We start from the raw sequence: 19,607 nt of genomic DNA on the forward strand, positions 1-19,607 counted from the left end.
TGCGCAGTTTTTATTGGTTCAATATCTGATAATGAAGAAAATGGTACGACTGCAAAGAGATTTTCTCAGAAAACAAAATGTTTATGAAAAGTCAAACTGGGGTTAAACTGGAAAAGGGCAGCAGCAGCTAAAGATCATATCCCTACTTTTGAGCTGACTTTTATGACTTAAAAAATGTATTAGTTAAAAAACTTGATCATGATCAAAAAAATAGTGCAGGAAAATCTTAACCGAATGTGTTTTCAACAAAGATCTCTTTTTACAATTTTCCTCCTTTTGACAATATTTCTTTCAGCTATACTTATGGTAGACCTGTAGTTCACCTTAGCAAGGCATAATTAACAGGAAATGATCAAATGGTGGAAAAGGTGCTTTAAAAATCCACTTTTTCAGAGATATTCTCACAAGAAACTTCCTGAATAATCATTTCTAGTTTTTCCCGCATTAGCGGCTTTGAGATAAAACCTTTGACCCCGGGATATTTCTTCTTCTCCTTAGTAAAGTCTTCAATTGACGAAGTGAGAATGTAAACTGTTATGAGACTTTGAATTGCAGGGCAGATCTCTTCGAATACATCGAGAAAATCCCAGCCTGTCATGGTGGGCATATTCACATCTAAAAATAAAATACAAGCTGTTTCTTCCGGAACACAAATATTTTCAACATCTGCCAGCGCTTCTTCGGGAATATTGTAAGAGAGAATTTTTGCTTCGGGGTCAACTTTCCTGATTAAAAGTTCACTTATCAAGTTGCTGGTAAGATCATCATCAACTAACAGATACTGCCGCTTCTTCATCGTCTTCTTTTTTATCATATTGATTCTCTTCGTTAAATTCCATTAAAAACCTCGTGCCTTTTCCTACTTCACTAAATACTTCAATTTTACCACCCATTATCTCTACCTGGGTCTTGACCATAAATAAGCCCATTCCCTTGCCTGGTACATGACTGTGAAATCTTTTATACAGGCCAAAGACTTGATTCCCTCTCTTCCCCAGATCAATTCCGAGTCCGTTATCACTGAACTCTAACTGTATTCTTTTCCCTTTTCTTTGAGACTTAATTTCAATTACAGGGTCGACATCCGGTCGTCTATACTTAATACTGTTCATCAGGAGATTATAAAAAATACTGTGCAGGTATGATCTTGTCACCCTTAACTCAGGCACCTCAGAAAAATTTGTGCGAATCTTTACCTGTTCGCCCTCTATAATCTGCCTTATACCTGATCTGATAGTCCTGATAAGTTTCTCCAGATCCACCATTTCTTTCCTCTCGCGTAAGTCGATCTTCACCTGTAGGATGTCATTAAGATCAGTAACAATAGTATCCAATCTTCTAATATTAGAAAATGTCTCCTGCAGCAGCCTTTCTTTTATCTGTTCCGGATATTCTTCGGTATTGATTAGCTTTTCCAATCCTAGAATATTTGCAACAGGAGCCCTGAGATTATGAGAAACGATGTAAGAAAACTGCTCCAGTCCTTTATTTGCAGCTACAAGTTCTGATGTGTATTTTCTAAGATTTCTATTCAATGTTTGTAGCTTATTTTCTGCAATTTTTCTTTCAGTTATATCTGAAGAAATACCTATATATCCTTTCAGCTCTCCGGAATTATTATAAAATGGCACTGTGGTAACTGAAGCAGGAAATTGCATCCCATTTTTTTTCTTAACCTCATATTCACCGGTCCAGGTTTTCCCTTTTTTAAGGCTCTTCATTATTTCTTTTCCCAATTCGAGAGTAACCTTCGACGGTGTTACCTCTAAAATGTCTTTTCCCAGCACCTCTTCTTTCTGCCATCCATAGATTTCTTTAGCAGCCTTGTTCCAATAGGTGATCTTTCCTTTGGGATCGGTTGCTATGACAGCCTGCCCAATTTTATCCAGAAGGTTAGCTTGAAAGCTATTTTCTCTTTCTACCTTTACCCTATCCGAAATATCAATTCCCATACATTGAATTTCCCCCCCAGGTCCCGATTCTCTTAAGAAAACCACATCCCATAAAGTAGTTTTTACAGTGTTATTCCTGCCCGGTTTATCCAGCTCTACCTGGAAGCCTTCTCCGGGTTGAGCAATGCATTTTTCACATACTTTTGCCAGTCTTTCATGATGATAATCCATAATAGAAGAAAGAGAATCCTGACCAATTACATTTTGCCCTTCATAAAGCCACCCAAAATCCTTCAAAAACTTATCATTGCAGTAGGAGTATTTCCCTTCCATATCTACCCGGATTAGGTAACTGGTTTGAGATTTAAGTATCCCTCGTACCCTGGCTTCACTGGTCACCAGCTTTTCAAGACTTTTTTTACTTTCTGTAATATCCTGTACAGTTCCTTTAAATACTTTTTGTCCCGATAGGCTGGTAGAAAGAGATCCCCTCTCGTGCACCCATTTTACACTTCCATTTGGCAAAATAATTCTGTGTTGAACATCAAGATTTTTACTCCCTGCCAGAGCAGCAGTATATTCAGAAAGAAAATTTTCGAGATCTTCAGGATGTATGGTCTTTATAAATTCATCTATAGACGGCGAAAATTCGCTTCTTTTTTTACACCAAATCCTGTACACCTCCTCTGTCCAGTAAAGATCTTCGCTCCTAAGATCCTTTTCCCAATACCCCAGTTTGGCAATGCGTTGTGCTGTAAGAAGTTTTATGCTTTTGTCCCTTAATTCCTGAAGAACGGCTTCTTTTTCTTCTTCTGCCTTTTTCTTTTCAGATAGGTCGCGAACGATCATGGAAGTTCTTTTTTCACCATGGGCAGTGAGAAAAACCGATGAAGTTAACTCCACTGGAAATTTACTACCATCCTTACGTATAAAAGTAACCTCTGCCTTTACATGACCCTTTGCCCGCCTTTCTTTTATAGCTTTCCCTACTCTTTCATCGCCGGAGTCCACAATTGCAAATCTCCCTGCTCTGCATATTTCGTCCTCGGTCATTCCCAGCATCCTGCAGATTGCAGGATTTGCAGCAAGGATCTGCCCGTCTGTCACTGTTAGGAGAATACCATCCAGGCTGTGTTCAAAAAAGGAACGGTATTTTTCCTCGCTTTCCCGTATGGCCAATTCTGCTTTCTTATATTGAGATATATCTCGGAAGTTAACGACTAATCCACCAACAGCAGGATCTTTGATTAAATTGGTGAAAGTTGTTTCCAGCCAGCAATAACTTCCGCTTTGAGTTTTTATTCTAACTGGAAGACCAAAGAGCGGTAAACCCGGCATCTCAAAACAGGCCTGAACACCTTCTTCAACTAATTGTTGATCCAGAGGATGCACCAGGGAATAAAAATTGATTTTGCCAGCCTCCTTCTCGGTATAATGGAGGATCTTCTCTACAGAAGGTGAAATATAGGAATTGCTACCATCCGGTCTCAGGATAATAATTCCATCTGAACTATTCTCTATGAGGCTCCTGAATTTTCTTTCATTTTGAACTAGTCTGTTTTTTAACTGCTCTCCCTCTCTTTTAAACCGATATTTCTTAGTGATCTTACGAATACAAATTGGAAGGCGGGCCGGCCTGTCAAGAAAAATGTAATCATCCACTCCCTGCTTGAACAAATTCAAAGCTTCTTCTTCCAAAGAGGGATCAATAAGCAGGATAACAGGGAGATCAAATCTTTGATCTCCCAGGACTTCCAGAGCTGCAGAGCTGTAATTGAATTGTGGAGTATGATCTATTAGAACAACATCTGGTAATTCTTCTTGTACTAACTCCTGAAAAGCTATGATTGTATCGACAACAAGCCTCTCAAAAGCTATTTCTCCTCCCTTTAGAAAGAGCGGTAAAGTTTCATCTATGCCAGTTAAACGGGAAGTAAAATGCAATATCTTCTGTTTGTTCTCTACATATTCCTTCGACATACAGTATAATTTTATCGATAAAGAGTAAACTTGGTAGAGCTAAGATAATTTTATTTCTGACATTTTAACTTTTAATTAAGAAAATTTATTAGCAGAAAAAGGTCTTATGCAGAAAAAGAAGTACAATATCCGGAATACAAGAAGAATAATCAGCTTGTCTGTAATGAAAGAAAATACCTACAAAAATTTAAAATTCTATAGATCTTCAAACTATTACGTGCACAAGGAGGCCAGGTTTAAAGGGCCAAAATTACTATTGTACCCTCCTTTCAGTCATTGCAGATAGTAGTACAAACACAGGAATAATAGGAGTAAAACAGGGCCTTGATCTAGAGTTTTGGGCAGGTATATCTAAAGCATTTTTAAAAAATCCTCTTCGCCGATGATCGGAATTCCTAAGCTTTCAGCCTTAGCCAATTTGCTTGGTCCCATGTTTTCTCCGGCTACGACGTAGCTTGTTTTGGATGAAATGGAGCCCGAAACTTTCCCGCCGTTGTCTTCAATGAGCTTCTTGAGGTCGTTGCGCGACATTTCGAAAACTCCCGAAACCACGAAGGTCTGTCCCTCCAGTTTGTTTGTTTGATTTGCAAGTTTCTCCGCAGAAATCTCTAACTGTAAGCCGTAATCTTTCAATCGCTCCACATTTCTTACATTCTCCCCGTCCCGGAAAAAGTCCACAACACTTTCGGCTATCCTCTCTCCTATTTCATCCACATTCTCAAGCTCTTCCTTTTTTGCCTCTTTTAAAGCATCTACATTTTTGAAATGCTTTGCCAGTTTTTTGGCTACAGTTTCACCCACATATCTTATGCCGAGGGCAAAAAGTACCCGCTCAAATGGGATCTGCTTTGAATTTTCGATCCCGGTGATCAGGTTTTCAGCAGATTTTTTGGCCATTCGTTCCAAGGGAAGGATCTGTTCCTTCTTTAGCTCGTAGAGGTCGGCGTAGTTACCTATTAATCCTTCATTCACCAGTAAAGCTACCGTTTCGCCTCCCAGACCTTCGATATCCATGGCTTTTCTGGAAATAAAGTGCTGAATTCTTCCAATGATCTGTGGAGGACAACCATTGAAATTGGGACAGTAATGTTGTGCCTCGCCTTCATTCCTTACCAGTTCGGTATCACATTCCGGGCAATTTGTAATGTATTGAGTAGCTTCAGATTCCGGGTCACGTTTGGTAAAATCTACTCCCACTATCTTAGGGATGATCTCCCCTCCTTTTTCCACATAAACTTCATCCCCTTCCCGAACATCCAGCTTTTCGATTTGATCTGCATTGTGAAGAGAAGCCCTTTTCACTGTTGTTCCTCCCAGCTGTACCGGCTCAAGGTTGGCTACAGGAGTAATTGCCCCCGTACGCCCAACCTGGTAAGTAATTTTATTCAGCTTTGTAGAAACCTGTTCTGCCTTAAATTTATAAGCCATTGCCCAGCGCGGAGCCTTTGCCGTATAACCAAGTTCCTCCTGTTGATGCAAACTGTTCACCTTCACCACCACTCCGTCAGTCTCGTAAGGCAAATCATGCCTGTGCACATCCCAGAAGTTGACAAAATCCATAACTTCCTCCAGGTTTTTCGCGAGTTTAGCCTCTTCCGGAACTTTGAACCCCCACTCTCTTGCCTTCTGAAGACTTTCATACTGGGTCTTAATTCCCAGGTTATTTCCCGCGAAATTGTACAACAGGCAGTCCAATGGTCTTTTTGCAACTTCGGCACTGTCCTGCAACTTCAGACTTCCTGAAGCTGTGTTCCGAGGATTCGCGTATGGCTCTTCCCCTGCTTCTACACGGGCTGCATTGAGGTGCGCGAAACCTTCATACGGTAGAACGATCTCTCCTCTTATCTCAAATTTTTCGGGATAATCTCCCTTCAGCTTTAAGGGAACAGACCGAATGGTTCGTACGTTGTTGGTCACATCATCTCCCTGGATACCATCCCCCCGGGTCACTGCCTGCTTAAATTCCCCTTTTTCATAGGTAAGACTAATGGAGGCTCCGTCATATTTAAGTTCACAGGTAAAATTTACCTCCCCGTCAACCTGCTTAACGATCCTTTTCTCCCAATTCTCCAGGTCTTCTTTTGAATAGGAATTATCCAGGGAATACATTCTGTGCTCATGGACCACGGTGGCAAAATTCTTTGTCACGGCACCTCCAACCCGAAGCGTCGGGGAATTCTCGTCATAAAATTCCGGATGCTTTTCCTCAAGCTCCTGAAGTTCTTTCAGCTTTTGATCGAATTCATAATCGGAGATCTCCGGCTTGTCGAGTACATAATAAAGATGGTTATGATGATGCAGCTCCTTTCTCAGAGCACTAATCTTTTCTCCCGGTTTCATAGAAGTTCAAGTCTTTCGTTTCTGAATACTACCCCGAAAAAGGCTTTTTCAACAGATATTTTTAGTTCAAATGGCGAGGCAAATGCCTTATCGCCGGTTGGGATCCAATCTTTTTGATCTTTATTGATAATAATAAAAAGGCCCTCATCATCTCCCACTGCACAAAAGCGTTCGTAATCTCCGGAATATTTTTCTAGTCCGAAATTCTCATTTAGAAAAGAAAATTTTTCTTCCACATTAGTGGTTGCAAGTCCGACTTCACTTATCCCAAGTATCTCTCCTGAAGAAAATTCATCTTTTTGAGCGGGATAAAAATCTCTTCGGGAAATAAACTCCAGGATATTCTTATCGGCATCGTAGAAGTAAAGGGATTTTGCTTTCCAGGCAGGAAAATCGACTATTTTATCACCATCATTTTTTAAAACGGACAGCTTTTTTTCAAGCCATGCCAGGGCAGAATTTTCCCGCTGTTGCGGAATATGAAAGGCAAGATGATAAGGAGTAGCATCTTTATGCTCCTCAATTTCCAATGCTGAAAAACCTATTTGCACCCGAAAACTGCTTTCCCCACTTTCCTTTACGGGCAACTCCAGCACATCCCGGTAAAACGTCTTTTGTTCTTCGATCTTTTGACTGAAGATCTTGAGATATTCTATTTTCATGCTTTTACACCTTTGAGCATACGTTCTGCCCCGAAAATATCCTTTTTTAAGGTGGTTTGGAAATTTTTTTTCTGTAAAAGGGTCTCGGTTTCCTTTCCCAGGTATTGGTTGATCTCGAAAAAAAGCTTCCCTCCAGGAGGTAAATTTTCAGCAGCTAGAGTCGTGATCTTATTATAAAATAAAAGCGGATCTTCATCTTTTACGTAAAGGGCTGTCTTCGGCTCGTGTTCCAGAACATTCCGCTGCATGTGCTCCTTCTCCAACTCCCTTACATAAGGTGGATTTGAAACAATAACATCAAAATCTTGTGAAAATCTTTGGGTAGCGAGAATATCCAGCTGCAAAAAATTCACGCCGGCTTCATGCTTTCGGGCATTAGACTTGGCCACTGCAAGAGCTTCGGGAGAAATGTCTACGGCAGTCACTTTTGCTTCCGGAAGATTTTTTGCCAGGGCAATGGCAATACAGCCACTCCCGGTTCCAATGTCGAGGATCTCTACCTTTTTCCCCGTGAGGTCCAGGATCATCCATTCCACCAACTCTTCAGTCTCCGGCCGGGGAATCAGAACATCCCGATTCACCTGTAAGTCAAGCCCGAAAAATTCTGTGTGTCCGGTGATGTACTGTATCGGTTCGTGTAGTTTTAGCCGCTGCAAAGCAGTGGTCAATACTTCAATTTCCTTTTCCGATAATTCCCTGTCGGGTCTTAAAGCAATATCCAACCTTGTCAAACTCAAATAATCTTCCGCAAGAATATTAAAGAAGGAGCCTATTTCCTCTGTCGAATATTCTCCGGCCAGGGTGTCAAAAAAGTGATTTTTAAAGGCTGTTATTTTCATGGATTTAAGGTTACGATATGGGAGCAATTTTAAAAATACGCTCTGTGAATTTTCACACAAAGATCACGAAGAGCAAAAAGTAGAACAGGAAGGTACTACTCTTTCCCTGTTTCCCGCAGATAACGCTGATTTCCGCAGAATAACCCTAAATCCCCCCTGAAGGGGGACTTTAGAAATTATCTACCAGATTAGTGCAAATAAAATATTTTCAAATTAGCAAATCTTCAAATCTTCAAATCAGGTTTTGGAATTTGGTGCTTAGTTTTTGGGATTTGAGATTACAAATCTCTAATCATCCAAACACTACAATTATAGTGACCTGTATCCCCCAGCGGCCCATCCAGACGCTCAAATCCGGAGCGTTTGTAAAGTTTTTGAGCCTGTTCCATGTAAGGCATGGTCTCAATGTAGCACTTCTCGTAACCCTGTGCCTTGGCAAATTCGAGGCATTTTTTCATCATTTCGGCACCAACTCCCTTTCCGCGGACTTCAGGTAAGAAATACATTTTTTGAAGTTCACAAATTGAGCCGTCAAAGTTTGCCAGCGGCGCAATTCCGGCTCCTCCTATGATCTTTCCGTGGTCATCAACAACAAAATATTTTTTACGATCTTCATCATACTCGGCATGCATATCGCTAAGGGAAGCATCTTCGTATGCCGTTCCCACTTTAGGAACTCCCATTTCTACCAGTACGCTTTGTACGACCGACTTAACCTGCTCATTATCTTCAGGTTTTATTTCCCGAATTGTGTAAGTGCTCATTATCTTTATTAAATGCTATTTTTGTGCGGGTGAAGATACACGAAAAATACATAAACCGCTGTATTCAGTTGGCTCAAAACGGGCTTGGACGCACTTATCCAAACCCTGTCGTGGGCAGCGTGATCGTTCATAATGACAGGGTAATTGGCGAAGGCTGGCATCAAAAAGCCGGAGAACCTCATGCCGAAGTTCATGCGGTAAATTCAGTGAGAGACAAAAGTCTGCTTCCCAAATCCACAATTTACGTGAGCCTTGAACCCTGCAGCCACTACGGAAAAACACCGCCTTGCAGCAATCTCATAATCGATAGCGGAATTAAAAAGGTGGTAATTGGAACGGTGGATCCTTTTTCAGAGGTTGCCGGGAAGGGAATAAAAAAGCTCATGGATGCGGGCTGCGAGGTTCGGGTGGGAGTGCTCGAGCAGGAATGTCGCGAACTCAACAAGAGATTTTTCACCTATCACACAAAACAACGTCCTTATATTATATTGAAGTGGGCCCAAACCGGGGACGGATTTTTAGCTCCCACTCCTCCAAAAAATGCAAAACGGGAACCGGTATGGATCACCGGAAAATATTCGCAACAACTTGTACATAAGTGGCGGGCAATCGAACAAGCAATTTTGGTGGGCACCAATACTGCGGTGATGGACAACCCGAAACTCAACACCCGGCTATGGCAGGGAAATGATCCTGTTCGTGTGGTTCTCGATCGAAATCAGAGAATCCCACAGGATTCTCACCTTTTTGACGGATCTGTCAAAACCATAGTTCTTACTGAAAAACTTCCGGAAAGTCTGGGTACCGGAAATGTCATTTTTGAGACCCTTGATTTTAATGGAGATCTTCCGAAGCAGGTTTGCGAAATTTTATATAGACATGAAATTCAATCGGTCATCATTGAGGGCGGAAGAAAAACCCTTCAGACTTTTATTGCAGCTGAAATGTGGGATGAAGCCAGAATTTTCACCGGAAGACCCTATTTTAAAGAGGGAACAAAAGCCCCCGATTTGCAGGGCAGGCCAATTTCTGAAACAAAAACGGGTGATGACGATTTAAAGATATTCTTGAATGATTAAGACCATCATATTTGACTTTGGGGATGTTTTCCTGAACCTGGATAAGCCGGCTACGGCCCGGGAATTAAAGAAGCATGAAATTACCCATTTTTCAGAGGAAATGCTGAAGCAGAATCAGCTCTATGAGAAAGGCCTGATAAGTTCGGAAGAATTTGTTTCCGGGTATTGTAACTCTTTTCCGAAGCTGACATCGGAAGCATTTACCAATTCCTGGAATGCAATTCTTGTGGATTTTCCCGAGCACCGACTTGAATTTCTTCAGAAACTAAAAAAAGAAGGAAAATATGAACTTATACTTTTAAGTAATACCAATCACATTCATATTGATTGGGTAAAGCAGAATATTTCCTTTTTTGAGGAGTTTAAGAACTGTTTTGATGCCTTTTACCTTTCCCAGGAGATAAATTTGCGCAAACCCGATGCCGATATCTTTCATTTTGTCCTGGAAAAGCACAACCTAAAACCCGGGGAAACTCTCTTTATCGATGACACAGAAGAGAATACTACGGCAGCCGCAGCGATTGGGATCCATACCTGGAATATCGATCCTTCAAAAGAAGATGTGACCGATCTTTTCACCATCAAAAGTGAATTATTTTGATCTATCTTCTGTTAAGCGTACTCTCCTCGAGTGTTATCTTTGTGATCTTCAAGCTTTTTGAACGCTTTGGGATCAATACGTTGCAAGCGATTATCTTTAATTACTTTTTTGCATTTTCGGCAGGAATGCTGGTAGATCAACAGAAGCTTGATCCTGTAAAAATAGTTTCTGAAGGCTGGTTTTTGGGCACCATTATCCTGGGCTTCATGTTTATCGCAGTTTTTTATCTCGCCGCCATTACCACCCAAAAAAGTGGTTTATCGGTGGTATCTGTGGCTACAAAAATGTCGGTCGCTATTCCTGTTTTCTTCGGAATAATCTTATACAACGAGAGCACGGGCTGGATCAAGATCACCGGAATTATCCTGGCCCTTATTGCGGTTTATCTCACTTCGATCAAGAAAAAAGAAGGTATAAAGATCAGGAAACGCAACTTGATATTTCCGCTCCTTGTCTTCTTTGGTAGTGGTATCATTGACACTACGCTAAAATTTTTAGAGACTTCTTATGTGGCTGAAGCTGATGTTGCGCTCTTCTCCTCCACTATTTTTGCCATTGCAGGAGTTATTGGGGTTTGTATCCTGATCATTCAAAAGATAAAAGGCAACCTGAGCCTAAACTTAAAAAACGTGATTGGCGGAGTAGCTTTAGGGATCCCGAATTTCGGGTCCATCTATTTCCTGGTAATGGCATTAAGAACAGAGGGTTTGGAAAGCTCTACAATTTTTCCCTTGAACAACGTAGCTATAGTGATGATTTCGACTTTCCTTGGGATATTGCTATTCAGGGAAAAAATGCTGGCCAAAAACTGGATAGGTATTCTACTGGCAATTGCCAGCATCATACTAATTGCAACTTCTGAAGAATGGATGTAAAGGACACTTACAGAACGATCACTAAACCTTCAGAAGAAGTTCTTTATAAAGACAAGAACAGTAAGTTCTTTGGTTATGCATTTCCCGTGACTTCCGAAGAAGAAATAAAGGAGCACCTTGAGGATCTAAAAAAGAAACATCATGCGGCGCGCCACTGGTGCTATGCCTGGCAGCTGGGAAAATCGGAAGTTCACTACAGGGCAAATGACGACGGCGAGCCCTCAAATTCTGCCGGAATGCCTATCTACGGACAATTACAATCCTTTGATGTCACCAATACCTTAATAGTAGTGGTGCGATATTTTGGCGGGGTCAAATTGGGAGTCGGCGGATTGATCAATGCCTATAAGACCGCTGCACAAATGGCTCTGGAGGCTTCAAAAATTGTCACCCGAACCATTGATGTAAAATTCGAGATCTCTTTTGATTATCCCGAAATGAATAAGGTGATGCGGGTGATCAAAGAAAACAACCTGAATGTTGTAGAGCAGATCCTGGAACTCGATTGCCAGATCATTATTGCGGTTCGCAAAAAAGAAGCAGAAAGGATCTATGAAAAATTTGATGCTACCTATAAAGTAAAGATCACTGAACTGGAGGATCAATAACCTAGTTTTTCAAGAAGCTCTGCCGGACATTTCATTGGCTTCATCTTTTCCATGTCCATAAAGATCAAGCTCGTCTCTGCCTCTGTTAATAATTCGTCGTGCTGATTAAAGATCTCATATGTAAACTCTATTCTTACGCCCGGTTTTCTTTTTAGCTGAGTGACTATTGTGAGCCTGTCATCAAACTTTGCTGACTTTTTAAATTTTATTTTTAGCTCATATACCGGAAGCATCACTCCCTCCTCTTCCATTTTTCTATAGGAGATCCCCAGGGCATCAAGCCAGTCAATACGGGCTATTTCAAGATATTGCGCATAATTGCCGTGGTAGACAACGCCCATTTGATCTGTTTCTGCATATCGAACTTTAACACAGGTGGAGTGGCTTTTCATGAATTTTTTAATGGATTATTTAAATCGGTTTTGTACTTTCACGTATGAACGAAGTATGCTAAAAATTTTGTTAAATTTCAAGTGCCAAAACGTTTTTTTTTCAGATAATTTGTTCACATATTTGTTGCTCTAATAAACCCGGGAGAAAGAAATTTTTCTCTTTTTCTTATGGAAGTCACTACTAACAAACGTATTATTAATTTAGAATCCGGAATGTCAGAAACTGCGCAATCAGTTTGGAATAGCTGCCTAGCCTTCATTAAAGACAACATTACCCCCCAGGCGTATAAAACCTGGTTTGAACCTATTCAGGCGGTGAAACTTACAGATAAAGCTCTAAGCATTCAGGTACCTTCAAAATTCTTCTACGAGTGGCTGGAAGAGCATTATGTTAAACTTCTTAAAGTTTCGTTAAACCGGGTCCTCGGAGACCAGGCGAAACTGGTATATGTAATAAGGATGGAAAACACCTATGGGAACAAGCAACCTTTTACAGAAAAAATACCGAGTACAAACCGCTCTAACGTAGCTTCCCAGGAAGTTGATGTTCCCATCAAGAACAAGAACCCGGAGCTTAAAAATCCTTTTATCATTCCCGGGATCAGGAATGTGAAAATTGAATCTCAGCTTAACCCGAGCTATAATTTCGACAATTTTCTGGAAGGAGATTCGAACAGGCTGGCAAGATCTGCAGGACTTGCAGTGGCCAATAAACCCGGAGAGACCTCTTTCAACCCACTGCTCATTTTTGGCGGGGTTGGCTTGGGAAAAACTCATCTCGCCCATTCGATCGGGATCGAGATCAAAGACAAATATCCAGAAAAGACCGTACTTTATATATCTGCGGAAAAATTCACGCAGCAATATATTGAATCAGTTAAAAAGAATAACCGAAATGATTTCATTCATTTCTACCAGATCATAGATGTTTTGATCGTGGATGACATCCAGTTACTTTCCGGTAAAGCCGGAACACAGGATGTTTTCTTCCATATTTTTAATCACCTGCACCAAAACCGCAAACAGGTGATCCTTACCAGTGATAAAGCACCGGTAGATATGCAGGACATTGAGCAGAGACTGCTATCCCGCTTCAAATGGGGACTCTCGGCAGAACTGCAACATCCCGACACCGAGACAAGGATCTCCATTATCAAGAATAAACTTTATCGCGACGGGGTTGATATGCCCGAAGATATCGTGGAATTCCTGGCGAACAATATTAAAACAAATATCCGCGAGCTGGAAGGAGCCATAATTTCTCTAATTGCGCATTCTTCATTCAACAAGAAAGACATTACTCTTGACCTTGCTAAAAAGATTGTCGACAACTATGTCAAGAATACGAAGCGGGAAGTTTCTATTGATTATATACAGAAAATAGTTAGCGAATATTTCCAAATGGATGTTGAGACTCTACAGTCCAAAACCAGGAAAAGACATATCGTACAGGCGCGGCAACTCGCTATGTTCTTTGCAAAGAAGTTCACAAAGGCATCTTTGGCGAGTATAGGTTCCCAGATAGGAAAAAGAGATCATGCCACTGTTCTTCATGCATGTAAGACTGTTGATAACCTGGCATCAACAGACAAGCAATTCAATAAATTTGTTGAGGACATCAACAAAAAACTTACTCTTTAAGAATGAAAACCCGGATCCTGATGGTGTGTCTTGGCAATATTTGCAGGTCACCCCTGGCCGAAGGCATTCTAAAATCTAAAATTGATCCTGAAAAAATTTATGTCGATTCGGCAGGGACGAGCAATTATCATATTGATGAATGCCCAGATACCCGATCTATTGACATAGCCAGGCAAAACAACCTCGATATTAGCTCACAACGCGGCCGCCAGTTTTCAGCTAAAGATTTTGATGAGTTTGACAAAATCTACGTCATGGATATGTCTAATTATTACGATGTGCTTTCCCTCGCCAGAAATGAAGAAGATAAAAAGAAAGTCTCTTTGATCCTTAATGAGATCTTTCCAGGTGAAAATGTCGAGGTGCCAGATCCTTATCATGGAGGTGCAGATGGCTTCAAGAAGGTCTATCAAATGCTGGATGAAGCCTGTGAAGTGATTGCACAAAAGTATCAATAGATTGAACACCACATTTTCTCATAGCGGAAAACTCTTTTTACTTCCAACCACCCTGGGAGACAATGAACCCCTGGAGGTTTTACCCGCAACTGTACAACAACAAGTAAGAAGGCTGAATATTTTTATTGCTGAAAATGAAAAGACAGCCCGAAGAGCCATTAAAAAACTGGTTCCGGAAAAATCTCAGCCATCATTAAGCTTTTTCCTTCTCAATAAGCATACAGATCCTGCTGATATTCCGTCATATTTGGAATCCTGTAAATCGGGCAAAGATGTTGGGCTTTTAAGTGAGGCGGGTTGTCCCGGAGTAGCCGATCCCGGAGCCGAAGTAGTGAAGATCGCACATCGTGAAGGTATTCAGGTTGTGCCGATGGTTGGCCCCTCCTCTATTCTTCTTGCAATGATGGCATCGGGCATGAATGGACAGAATTTTGCCTTCAATGGCTATTTGCCAATTGATAAAGCCGCAAGAAAAGCTGAGATAAAGGACCTGGAAAGGATCTCACTGGATAAAAATCAGGCGCAGGCATTCATTGAAACTCCTTACCGGAACAATAAAATGCTGGAAGATCTTACCGCCACCCTTCATCCCGGCACCCGAATTTGTGTTGCTTGTGATCTAACTTTAAGTTCAGAATTTGTGGTGACAAAAACCGTTACAGAATGGCGTAAAACAAAAGTGGACCTTCACAAAAGGCCCACCATCTTTATATTACAGAAGGATTATTAACCTTCGCTTTTCTATCTGGCACTACGAAGGAAGTGTCGTAGCCTTCAAATTTTTTAAAGTAATGCTTTATTGATGTTCCGAAGCCATCGCTAAAGCTATTCGTTCCGTTACTTCTAAGGAACTTCTTCACATTCCCGGGACCAGCAAGGTGAGCGGCCGCCAGGATCCCGGACTCCGTTATCTTGATCCCGTTGATCACCTTATCCTGAAACTGCTTTATATCTTTTCTAAGGATCCACTTGTTCCTGGACGCATTGGCGTAAAAAGCAGCTTCCTGAAGATCGGGAGAATTTAAGAAAAGATTAGTATCTCTTACTCCAATCAGTTTCAAGGTTCCCCTTCCAAACTGATATTTCCCCATGTAGCCAAACTCGTTGATGACCTTATAATCACCACCTGATTCTTTAAAGCCCAGTGCTTCTTTAAAAGCTACATAAGATTTACCCAATTCCGGATATGAACGAAGCTGTGGATCAAAGGATACAGCATCTGGTGCATGCGGAACTTCAAAGCTTAGCTCTTCATTAACTGTCTTGAATTCTTCAAGAACCGCATCGGTCAAATCTTGCGCTTCCCTGGTGGAAAAGCTGTAAAAGAATATCGATGCTCCTACAACCGGTAATACTGAAAATTTTGCAACTTTCTTCTTCATCCTATTTGTTTTTGCTTCCAAAAAACCTTACAGATCTTTTCAAAACGGCCGACAAATGTAAGAATTTTTTTAATAATCTTACTATCAACCTGTTAAACCAATCTTAAAAGAATTTCTGGTGCTCAGACTAATGCATAGAACGTGCCAAAAAGAGAAATAGTACTTCTAAATAACTTATTGAAAATAAATTGATTACCTGTTGATCTTTTGTTCATTGATCCATTTGACATAAGCTCTCTTATTGGCATTGTGCTGAGAGAGGGTCCTGGCAAATTTGTGGTAACCAAAGTTCTCTACATCGGCCACAAAATAGAAGTAATTGTGATCCTCGTAATTCAAAACTGCATCAATGGACGAAATATCGGGCATGGCAATAGGCCCCGGAGGTAATTCTTTATACTTGTACGTGTTATAAGGGGAATCGATCGTTAGGTCGGCATAAAGTACGCGCTTAATGATCGTATCAAAATTTTGAAGCCGGTCTTTTAGAGCGTAGATCACAGTAGGATCTGCGTCGAGCTTCCATCCGTTATTAATTCTGTTCATATAGACCCCTGCAACTTTCGGTCTTTCATCCACTTTGGAAGTTTCCTTTTGAACTATAGAGGCAAGCACCATCACTTCATGTGGAGAGAGCCCAATCTCTTCTGCTTTTGCCAGTCTCTTTTCGTTCCAGAAGTTGTTGTACTCCTTTCTCATACGCTCCCTGAATTCCAGAGCCGATGTGTTCCAGAAGAACTGGTATTTGTTAGGAACATACATAGCCAGAGCATTTCTCTCATTAAAGCCATACTCCCTTAAAAAAGCCGTGTCCTTCATACTTTTCAGGAGTGCAATACTGTCTGCTTCAATCTGTGAGGCAATCCTCCCGGCGAGATCTTCCAGGCGTTCCTGATTATTAAAGGTTACCCAAACCGGTTCATTGGTACTTCGCAGAGTATTAATAATCTCATTATTGTTCATCCCCTTTTTAAGAATAAATCTTCCGGCCTTTACATTATTGATATAGCCCTTCTTTTGTGCAACTATATTGAATTCATTCAGGTCTTCCACATAAGGCTCCAGGAGCTCCTGTACCTGTGAATAATTTGCATCTGTTGGAACAAAGACCTCTACAGTCTCTTCAGAAAAGGAGGTGTTTGAAGAAAATATCACATCATATATATACCACGAAAAACCCGCCAACACTACGATCCCTAAAAGGGCAATTACTACTAATATTTTCTTGATATACATTTTAATTGATCAATTGATAGGTGATTTCATCTTTATATTCGCCATCCACCAGGTTCCAGTCTTTTTTCCTTGCTGCCACAGTAAATCCGGCTTTTTCGAACAATAGCTTACTTGAAATATTATCTTCACCAACATTGGCATAGACCTGGTGTAAGCCCAGATGTGTGAAGCAATACTTCGAGACCAGTTGCAGTGCCTCTGTTCCAAATCCTTTCTTTCGGTTATTCTTATTAATGATAAGGATCCCCAACGCAGCACGCCGATTCCCCGGATCCAGATCGAACAGGTCAATGAAACCTACTGCTTCCCCCGAATTTTCACAAATCACCAGCCTAAGCTGCTTAACTTCATAGATATCTCTATGTGAATTCTCCAGATACTGCTTTAGGATATATCGGGAAAATGGAACACTGGTTGAGCTTACTTCCCAAAACTCCTCATTATTCTCTACTTCGAAAAGCAGATCAAGATCCTCAGGCTCCAGCGCTCTAAGATAAACCAGTTCTCCTTTTAAAGATTGCATTCCACCACTCCTTTAAAGACCTGTTTTGCAGGACCGGTTAACCAGATTTCTTCAAATCCTTCGGAAGTCGGTTTAAAACTTACCGTGAGATCACCTCCAGGAGTAAGCAACTTCACTGTAGTTGAAGAAGTTCTCCCACTATGGTATGCAGCAATTGCGCTAGCTGTTACTCCCGTACCACAGGAAAGGGTTTCCGCCTCGACTCCCCTTTCGTATGTTCTTACGTTAAAGGATGCAGTGTCTAGAGACGACACAAAATTCACGTTTGTACCGCCTTTAGCAAGGTACTCAGGAGAATTCCTTATTGCAGATCCCTCTGTTTGAACATCAATATTCTTCACTTCATCTGAAAAAATGACATGATGTGGAGAACCCGTATCCAGGAAATAGTCATTACCGACTTCAGAGACATTCTTTACTTCTGTCATTTTAAGACCCACGAGGTCATCTTCAATAACAGCCTTATGGAATCCATCTATCGCTCCAAATGCTGCTTCTTTTGAAATGATCCCCAGATGCTTTGCAAAAGCCACAAGACACCGGCCTCCATTTCCACACATGCTGCTTTCATTACCATCGGCGTTGAAATAAACCATTTTAAAATCTTCCCCTTCTTTGGGAGAATTTTCCAGCAGGATAAGGCCGTCGGCACCAATGCCAAATCTTCGGTCACAAAGGAACCTAATTAAATTGGTATCATTTTTGGATAAAACCGAAGTACGGTTATCTACCATGATAAAATCATTTCCCGTACCCTGATATTTAAAAAAATTCAGCTTCATGTGGTGGATTTGAGGGGGCAAAGATACAACAAAACATAAAAAACGGGAGACCTTAACAGGTAGTTGAGTGGTGGTAAAAACCTACTAAAACTGTAAATTTTTGTTTCACAATTAATAAAACCTTTAAGATATATGAAAAAGTATGTTGGTTTTCTCATGATCTCTCTTTTAAGCGGAGTTCTTACTTTAGGAGGATACATTCTTTTTGTTGATGAAGATGCTGTCTTTGTTCAGGAAAACAGGACTATTCCCGCCTATACTCCGGTAAATATGAATTCCCTGCCTGCAGATGCCAATGCAGATTTTACCGAAGCAGCAAATAAGTCGGTAAATGCGGTAGTGCACGTAAAGAACGTTGCGGCAGTTAGAACTTCTCCATTTTCTTCGGCTACCTCTCAGGTCCTTCGCGGCGCCGGAAGTGGAGTGATTATTTCCCCCGACGGATATATAGTAACAAACAATCACGTGATCCAGAATGCAAATCGCCTTCAGGTCACCTTAAACAATAATCAGAATTATATGGCCGAGGTCATTGGTACCGACCCTAAGAGCGACATCGCCCTATTAAAAATTGATGCTGAGGACCTGGATTATCTTCCTTTCGGAGATTCCGACAACGCCAGGATTGGGGAGTGGGTACTCGCTGTTGGAAACCCTTTTAATCTTACTTCTACAGTAACAGCCGGAATTATTTCGGCAAAATCACGAGACCTTGGGATGGACGAGAACATCTCCTCCTTTATCCAGACAGATGCAGCAGTAAACCCCGGCAACAGTGGCGGAGCTCTTGTGAACATCTACGGAGAATTAATAGGTATCAATACCGCCATTACCTCACAGACAGGAACCTATGTGGGTTACGCTTTTGCAGTTCCTTCCAATAATGCCCGTAAAATTGTAGAGGATATTCTTGAATATGGCGATGTACAGCAAGGGATACTTGGTATTCGCGGCGTGCAGGCGGCTAGTGTACCCAGTGATTATGACATCACAGTTTCTGAAGGAGTTTATATCGATGAAGTTGAGCAGGGAAGCGGGGCAGAAAAAGCAGGCCTGCGCTCTGGAGACGTTATTCAAAAGATAGATAATGTAAAGATCAGGAAATTTGCTGATCTCACCGGCTACATTGGCTCCAAAAGACCTAATGATATAGTAACCGTAGAGGTTATTCGAGATGGAAATCCAAGAGAGTTTGACGTTAAACTCACAAAGTATGAAGTATATCAAATCAAAGCTATAGGCCTGGAAGTAACCAATGCAACGCCCGAGGAACTAAGAGAACGAAATGTGGAGAATGGAGTTAAGATAACCAGAGGCCTAACTCCCCAAATGCAAAATGAACAACTTTATGGCACTATAATCACTGCAATAGATAATATACCCGTTAGCAGTGTGGGAGATGTAGAAAAGATCATGAAGAAAAGATCTGCCGGAGAGCCTATCTCAGTAACTTTTGTGACTCCCGATGGAGAGAAACAGAAATATGTATGGAGACGATAATTTCTTGAGAAAAACAACCTGAAAATACCTGCTTTTTGGCAGGTATTTTTTTA

At 41.1% G+C, this 19,607-nt stretch carries 19 protein-coding genes; 8 read left to right on the forward strand and 11 right to left on the reverse strand.

Annotated features, from left to right (window positions below; genetic code table 11):
• Window positions 1–373: 373 nt before the first annotated feature.
• The 6 genes from VR862_RS03060 to VR862_RS03085 form a co-directional block, all read right to left on the reverse strand.
• Complete coding sequence (locus VR862_RS03060) at window positions 374–796, reverse strand: response regulator (RefSeq protein ID WP_324719472.1); 423 nt, start codon at window positions 794–796, stop codon at window positions 374–376.
• Complete coding sequence (locus VR862_RS03065) at window positions 768–3,872, reverse strand: PAS domain S-box protein (protein WP_324719473.1); 3,105 nt, start codon at window positions 3,870–3,872, stop codon at window positions 768–770. Before VR862_RS03065 ends, VR862_RS03060 begins: the two co-directional genes overlap by 29 nt.
• A 351-nt stretch (window positions 3,873–4,223) precedes the next feature.
• A complete protein-coding gene (ligA, locus tag VR862_RS03070; RefSeq protein ID WP_324719474.1) occupies window positions 4,224–6,212 on the reverse strand; it encodes an NAD-dependent DNA ligase LigA in 1,989 nt (662 codons plus the stop codon).
• Window positions 6,209–6,874: a VOC family protein gene (locus VR862_RS03075; RefSeq protein WP_324719475.1), complete on the reverse strand. Its 666-nt coding sequence runs from the start codon at window positions 6,872–6,874 to the stop codon at window positions 6,209–6,211. The genes ligA and VR862_RS03075 overlap by 4 nt, the downstream gene beginning before the upstream one ends.
• A complete protein-coding gene (gene prmC, locus VR862_RS03080; protein ID WP_324719476.1) occupies window positions 6,871–7,713 on the reverse strand; it encodes a peptide chain release factor N(5)-glutamine methyltransferase in 843 nt (280 codons plus the stop codon). Before prmC ends, VR862_RS03075 begins: the two co-directional genes overlap by 4 nt.
• Window positions 7,714–7,991: 278 nt before the next feature.
• Window positions 7,992–8,477: a GNAT family N-acetyltransferase gene (locus tag VR862_RS03085; protein ID WP_324719477.1), complete on the reverse strand. Its 486-nt coding sequence runs from the start codon at window positions 8,475–8,477 to the stop codon at window positions 7,992–7,994.
• Between the two features lie 29 nt (window positions 8,478–8,506).
• On the opposite strand from VR862_RS03085, the gene ribD reads away from it, so the two are divergent.
• Genes ribD through VR862_RS03105 form a run of 4 tightly spaced genes read left to right on the forward strand, consistent with a single transcriptional unit; the run spans window position 8,507 to window position 11,640 of the window.
• Window positions 8,507–9,556 (forward strand): bifunctional diaminohydroxyphosphoribosylaminopyrimidine deaminase/5-amino-6-(5-phosphoribosylamino)uracil reductase RibD, encoded by a 1,050-nt coding sequence (ribD, locus tag VR862_RS03090; RefSeq protein WP_324719640.1) that lies wholly within the window; start codon window positions 8,507–8,509, stop codon window positions 9,554–9,556.
• Complete coding sequence (locus VR862_RS03095) at window positions 9,549–10,157, forward strand: HAD family hydrolase (RefSeq protein ID WP_324719479.1); 609 nt, start codon at window positions 9,549–9,551, stop codon at window positions 10,155–10,157. Before ribD ends, VR862_RS03095 begins: the two co-directional genes overlap by 8 nt.
• Window positions 10,154–11,032, forward strand: coding sequence for an EamA family transporter (locus VR862_RS03100; protein WP_324719480.1), 879 nt, complete (start codon window positions 10,154–10,156; stop codon window positions 11,030–11,032). The genes VR862_RS03095 and VR862_RS03100 overlap by 4 nt, the downstream gene beginning before the upstream one ends.
• Complete coding sequence (locus VR862_RS03105; RefSeq protein ID WP_324719481.1) at window positions 11,023–11,640, forward strand: IMPACT family protein; 618 nt, start codon at window positions 11,023–11,025, stop codon at window positions 11,638–11,640. Before VR862_RS03100 ends, VR862_RS03105 begins: the two co-directional genes overlap by 10 nt.
• On the opposite strand, the gene VR862_RS03110 is transcribed toward VR862_RS03105, so the two are convergent.
• Complete coding sequence (locus tag VR862_RS03110) at window positions 11,634–12,032, reverse strand: acyl-CoA thioesterase (RefSeq protein WP_324719482.1); 399 nt, start codon at window positions 12,030–12,032, stop codon at window positions 11,634–11,636. The genes VR862_RS03105 and VR862_RS03110 overlap by 7 nt on opposite strands.
• Before the next feature lie 213 nt (window positions 12,033–12,245).
• Between VR862_RS03110 and dnaA the strand changes: the two genes are divergently transcribed.
• The 3 genes from dnaA to VR862_RS03125 are packed head-to-tail and all read left to right on the forward strand — an operon-like array spanning window position 12,246 to window position 14,861.
• Window positions 12,246–13,673 carry a chromosomal replication initiator protein DnaA gene (gene dnaA / locus VR862_RS03115; protein ID WP_324719483.1) on the forward strand — a complete coding sequence of 476 codons (1,428 nt, stop codon included), beginning with the start codon at window positions 12,246–12,248 and terminating at the stop codon, window positions 13,671–13,673.
• Between the two features lie 2 nt (window positions 13,674–13,675).
• Window positions 13,676–14,131, forward strand: a complete 456-nt coding sequence (locus VR862_RS03120; RefSeq protein WP_324719484.1) for a low molecular weight protein-tyrosine-phosphatase — start codon at window positions 13,676–13,678, stop codon at window positions 14,129–14,131.
• Window position 14,132: 1 nt separating this feature from the next.
• The gene (locus VR862_RS03125) at window positions 14,133–14,861 is read left to right on the forward strand and encodes an SAM-dependent methyltransferase (RefSeq protein WP_324719485.1); all 729 of its coding nucleotides are present in this window, start codon (window positions 14,133–14,135) and stop codon (window positions 14,859–14,861) included.
• Here VR862_RS03125 and VR862_RS03130 read toward each other — a convergent pair.
• From VR862_RS03130 to dapF, 4 genes are all read right to left on the reverse strand, one after another.
• Entirely contained in the window at window positions 14,839–15,513 is a 675-nt protein-coding gene (locus VR862_RS03130) for a peptidoglycan-binding protein LysM (protein WP_324719486.1), read from the reverse strand. The genes VR862_RS03125 and VR862_RS03130 overlap by 23 nt on opposite strands.
• Window positions 15,514–15,705: 192 nt before the next feature.
• Window positions 15,706–16,749 (reverse strand): endolytic transglycosylase MltG, encoded by a 1,044-nt coding sequence (gene mltG, locus VR862_RS03135; RefSeq protein WP_324719487.1) that lies wholly within the window; start codon window positions 16,747–16,749, stop codon window positions 15,706–15,708.
• Between the two features lies 1 nt (window position 16,750).
• Window positions 16,751–17,272: a GNAT family N-acetyltransferase gene (locus tag VR862_RS03140; protein ID WP_324719488.1), complete on the reverse strand. Its 522-nt coding sequence runs from the start codon at window positions 17,270–17,272 to the stop codon at window positions 16,751–16,753.
• Complete coding sequence (gene dapF, locus VR862_RS03145) at window positions 17,260–18,054, reverse strand: diaminopimelate epimerase (protein ID WP_324719489.1); 795 nt, start codon at window positions 18,052–18,054, stop codon at window positions 17,260–17,262. The genes VR862_RS03140 and dapF overlap by 13 nt, the downstream gene beginning before the upstream one ends.
• Before the next feature lie 132 nt (window positions 18,055–18,186).
• On the opposite strand from dapF, the gene VR862_RS03150 reads away from it, so the two are divergent.
• Window positions 18,187–19,554 carry a trypsin-like peptidase domain-containing protein gene (locus tag VR862_RS03150; RefSeq protein ID WP_324719490.1) on the forward strand — a complete coding sequence of 456 codons (1,368 nt, stop codon included), beginning with the start codon at window positions 18,187–18,189 and terminating at the stop codon, window positions 19,552–19,554.
• The last annotated feature ends 53 nt before the right edge of the window (window positions 19,555–19,607 follow it).

Origin of the sequence: Salinimicrobium aquimaris (assembly GCF_035607535.1) — a bacterium.
In the GTDB taxonomy this organism is placed as follows: domain Bacteria; phylum Bacteroidota; class Bacteroidia; order Flavobacteriales; family Flavobacteriaceae; genus Salinimicrobium.

What these genes read in the sequence shown, in the direction of transcription:
- VR862_RS03060 (WP_324719472.1), bottom strand. Translation starts at nt 796, where the DNA reads ATGAAGAAGCGGCAGTATCTGTTAGTTGATGATGATCTTACCAGCAAC.
- VR862_RS03065 (WP_324719473.1), bottom strand. Translation starts at nt 3,872, where the DNA reads ATGTCGAAGGAATATGTAGAGAACAAACAGAAGATATTGCATTTTACT.
- ligA (WP_324719474.1), bottom strand. Translation starts at nt 6,212, where the DNA reads ATGAAACCGGGAGAAAAGATTAGTGCTCTGAGAAAGGAGCTGCATCAT.
- VR862_RS03075 (WP_324719475.1), bottom strand. Translation starts at nt 6,874, where the DNA reads ATGAAAATAGAATATCTCAAGATCTTCAGTCAAAAGATCGAAGAACAA.
- prmC (WP_324719476.1), bottom strand. Translation starts at nt 7,713, where the DNA reads ATGAAAATAACAGCCTTTAAAAATCACTTTTTTGACACCCTGGCCGGA.
- VR862_RS03085 (WP_324719477.1), bottom strand. Translation starts at nt 8,477, where the DNA reads ATGAGCACTTACACAATTCGGGAAATAAAACCTGAAGATAATGAGCAG.
- VR862_RS03095 (WP_324719479.1), top strand. Translation starts at nt 9,549, where the DNA reads ATGATTAAGACCATCATATTTGACTTTGGGGATGTTTTCCTGAACCTG.
- VR862_RS03105 (WP_324719481.1), top strand. Translation starts at nt 11,023, where the DNA reads ATGGATGTAAAGGACACTTACAGAACGATCACTAAACCTTCAGAAGAA.
- VR862_RS03110 (WP_324719482.1), bottom strand. Translation starts at nt 12,032, where the DNA reads ATGAAAAGCCACTCCACCTGTGTTAAAGTTCGATATGCAGAAACAGAT.
- dnaA (WP_324719483.1), top strand. Translation starts at nt 12,246, where the DNA reads ATGTCAGAAACTGCGCAATCAGTTTGGAATAGCTGCCTAGCCTTCATT.
- VR862_RS03120 (WP_324719484.1), top strand. Translation starts at nt 13,676, where the DNA reads ATGAAAACCCGGATCCTGATGGTGTGTCTTGGCAATATTTGCAGGTCA.
- VR862_RS03130 (WP_324719486.1), bottom strand. Translation starts at nt 15,513, where the DNA reads ATGAAGAAGAAAGTTGCAAAATTTTCAGTATTACCGGTTGTAGGAGCA.
- mltG (WP_324719487.1), bottom strand. Translation starts at nt 16,749, where the DNA reads ATGTATATCAAGAAAATATTAGTAGTAATTGCCCTTTTAGGGATCGTA.
- VR862_RS03140 (WP_324719488.1), bottom strand. Translation starts at nt 17,272, where the DNA reads ATGCAATCTTTAAAAGGAGAACTGGTTTATCTTAGAGCGCTGGAGCCT.
- dapF (WP_324719489.1), bottom strand. Translation starts at nt 18,054, where the DNA reads ATGAAGCTGAATTTTTTTAAATATCAGGGTACGGGAAATGATTTTATC.
- VR862_RS03150 (WP_324719490.1), top strand. Translation starts at nt 18,187, where the DNA reads ATGAAAAAGTATGTTGGTTTTCTCATGATCTCTCTTTTAAGCGGAGTT.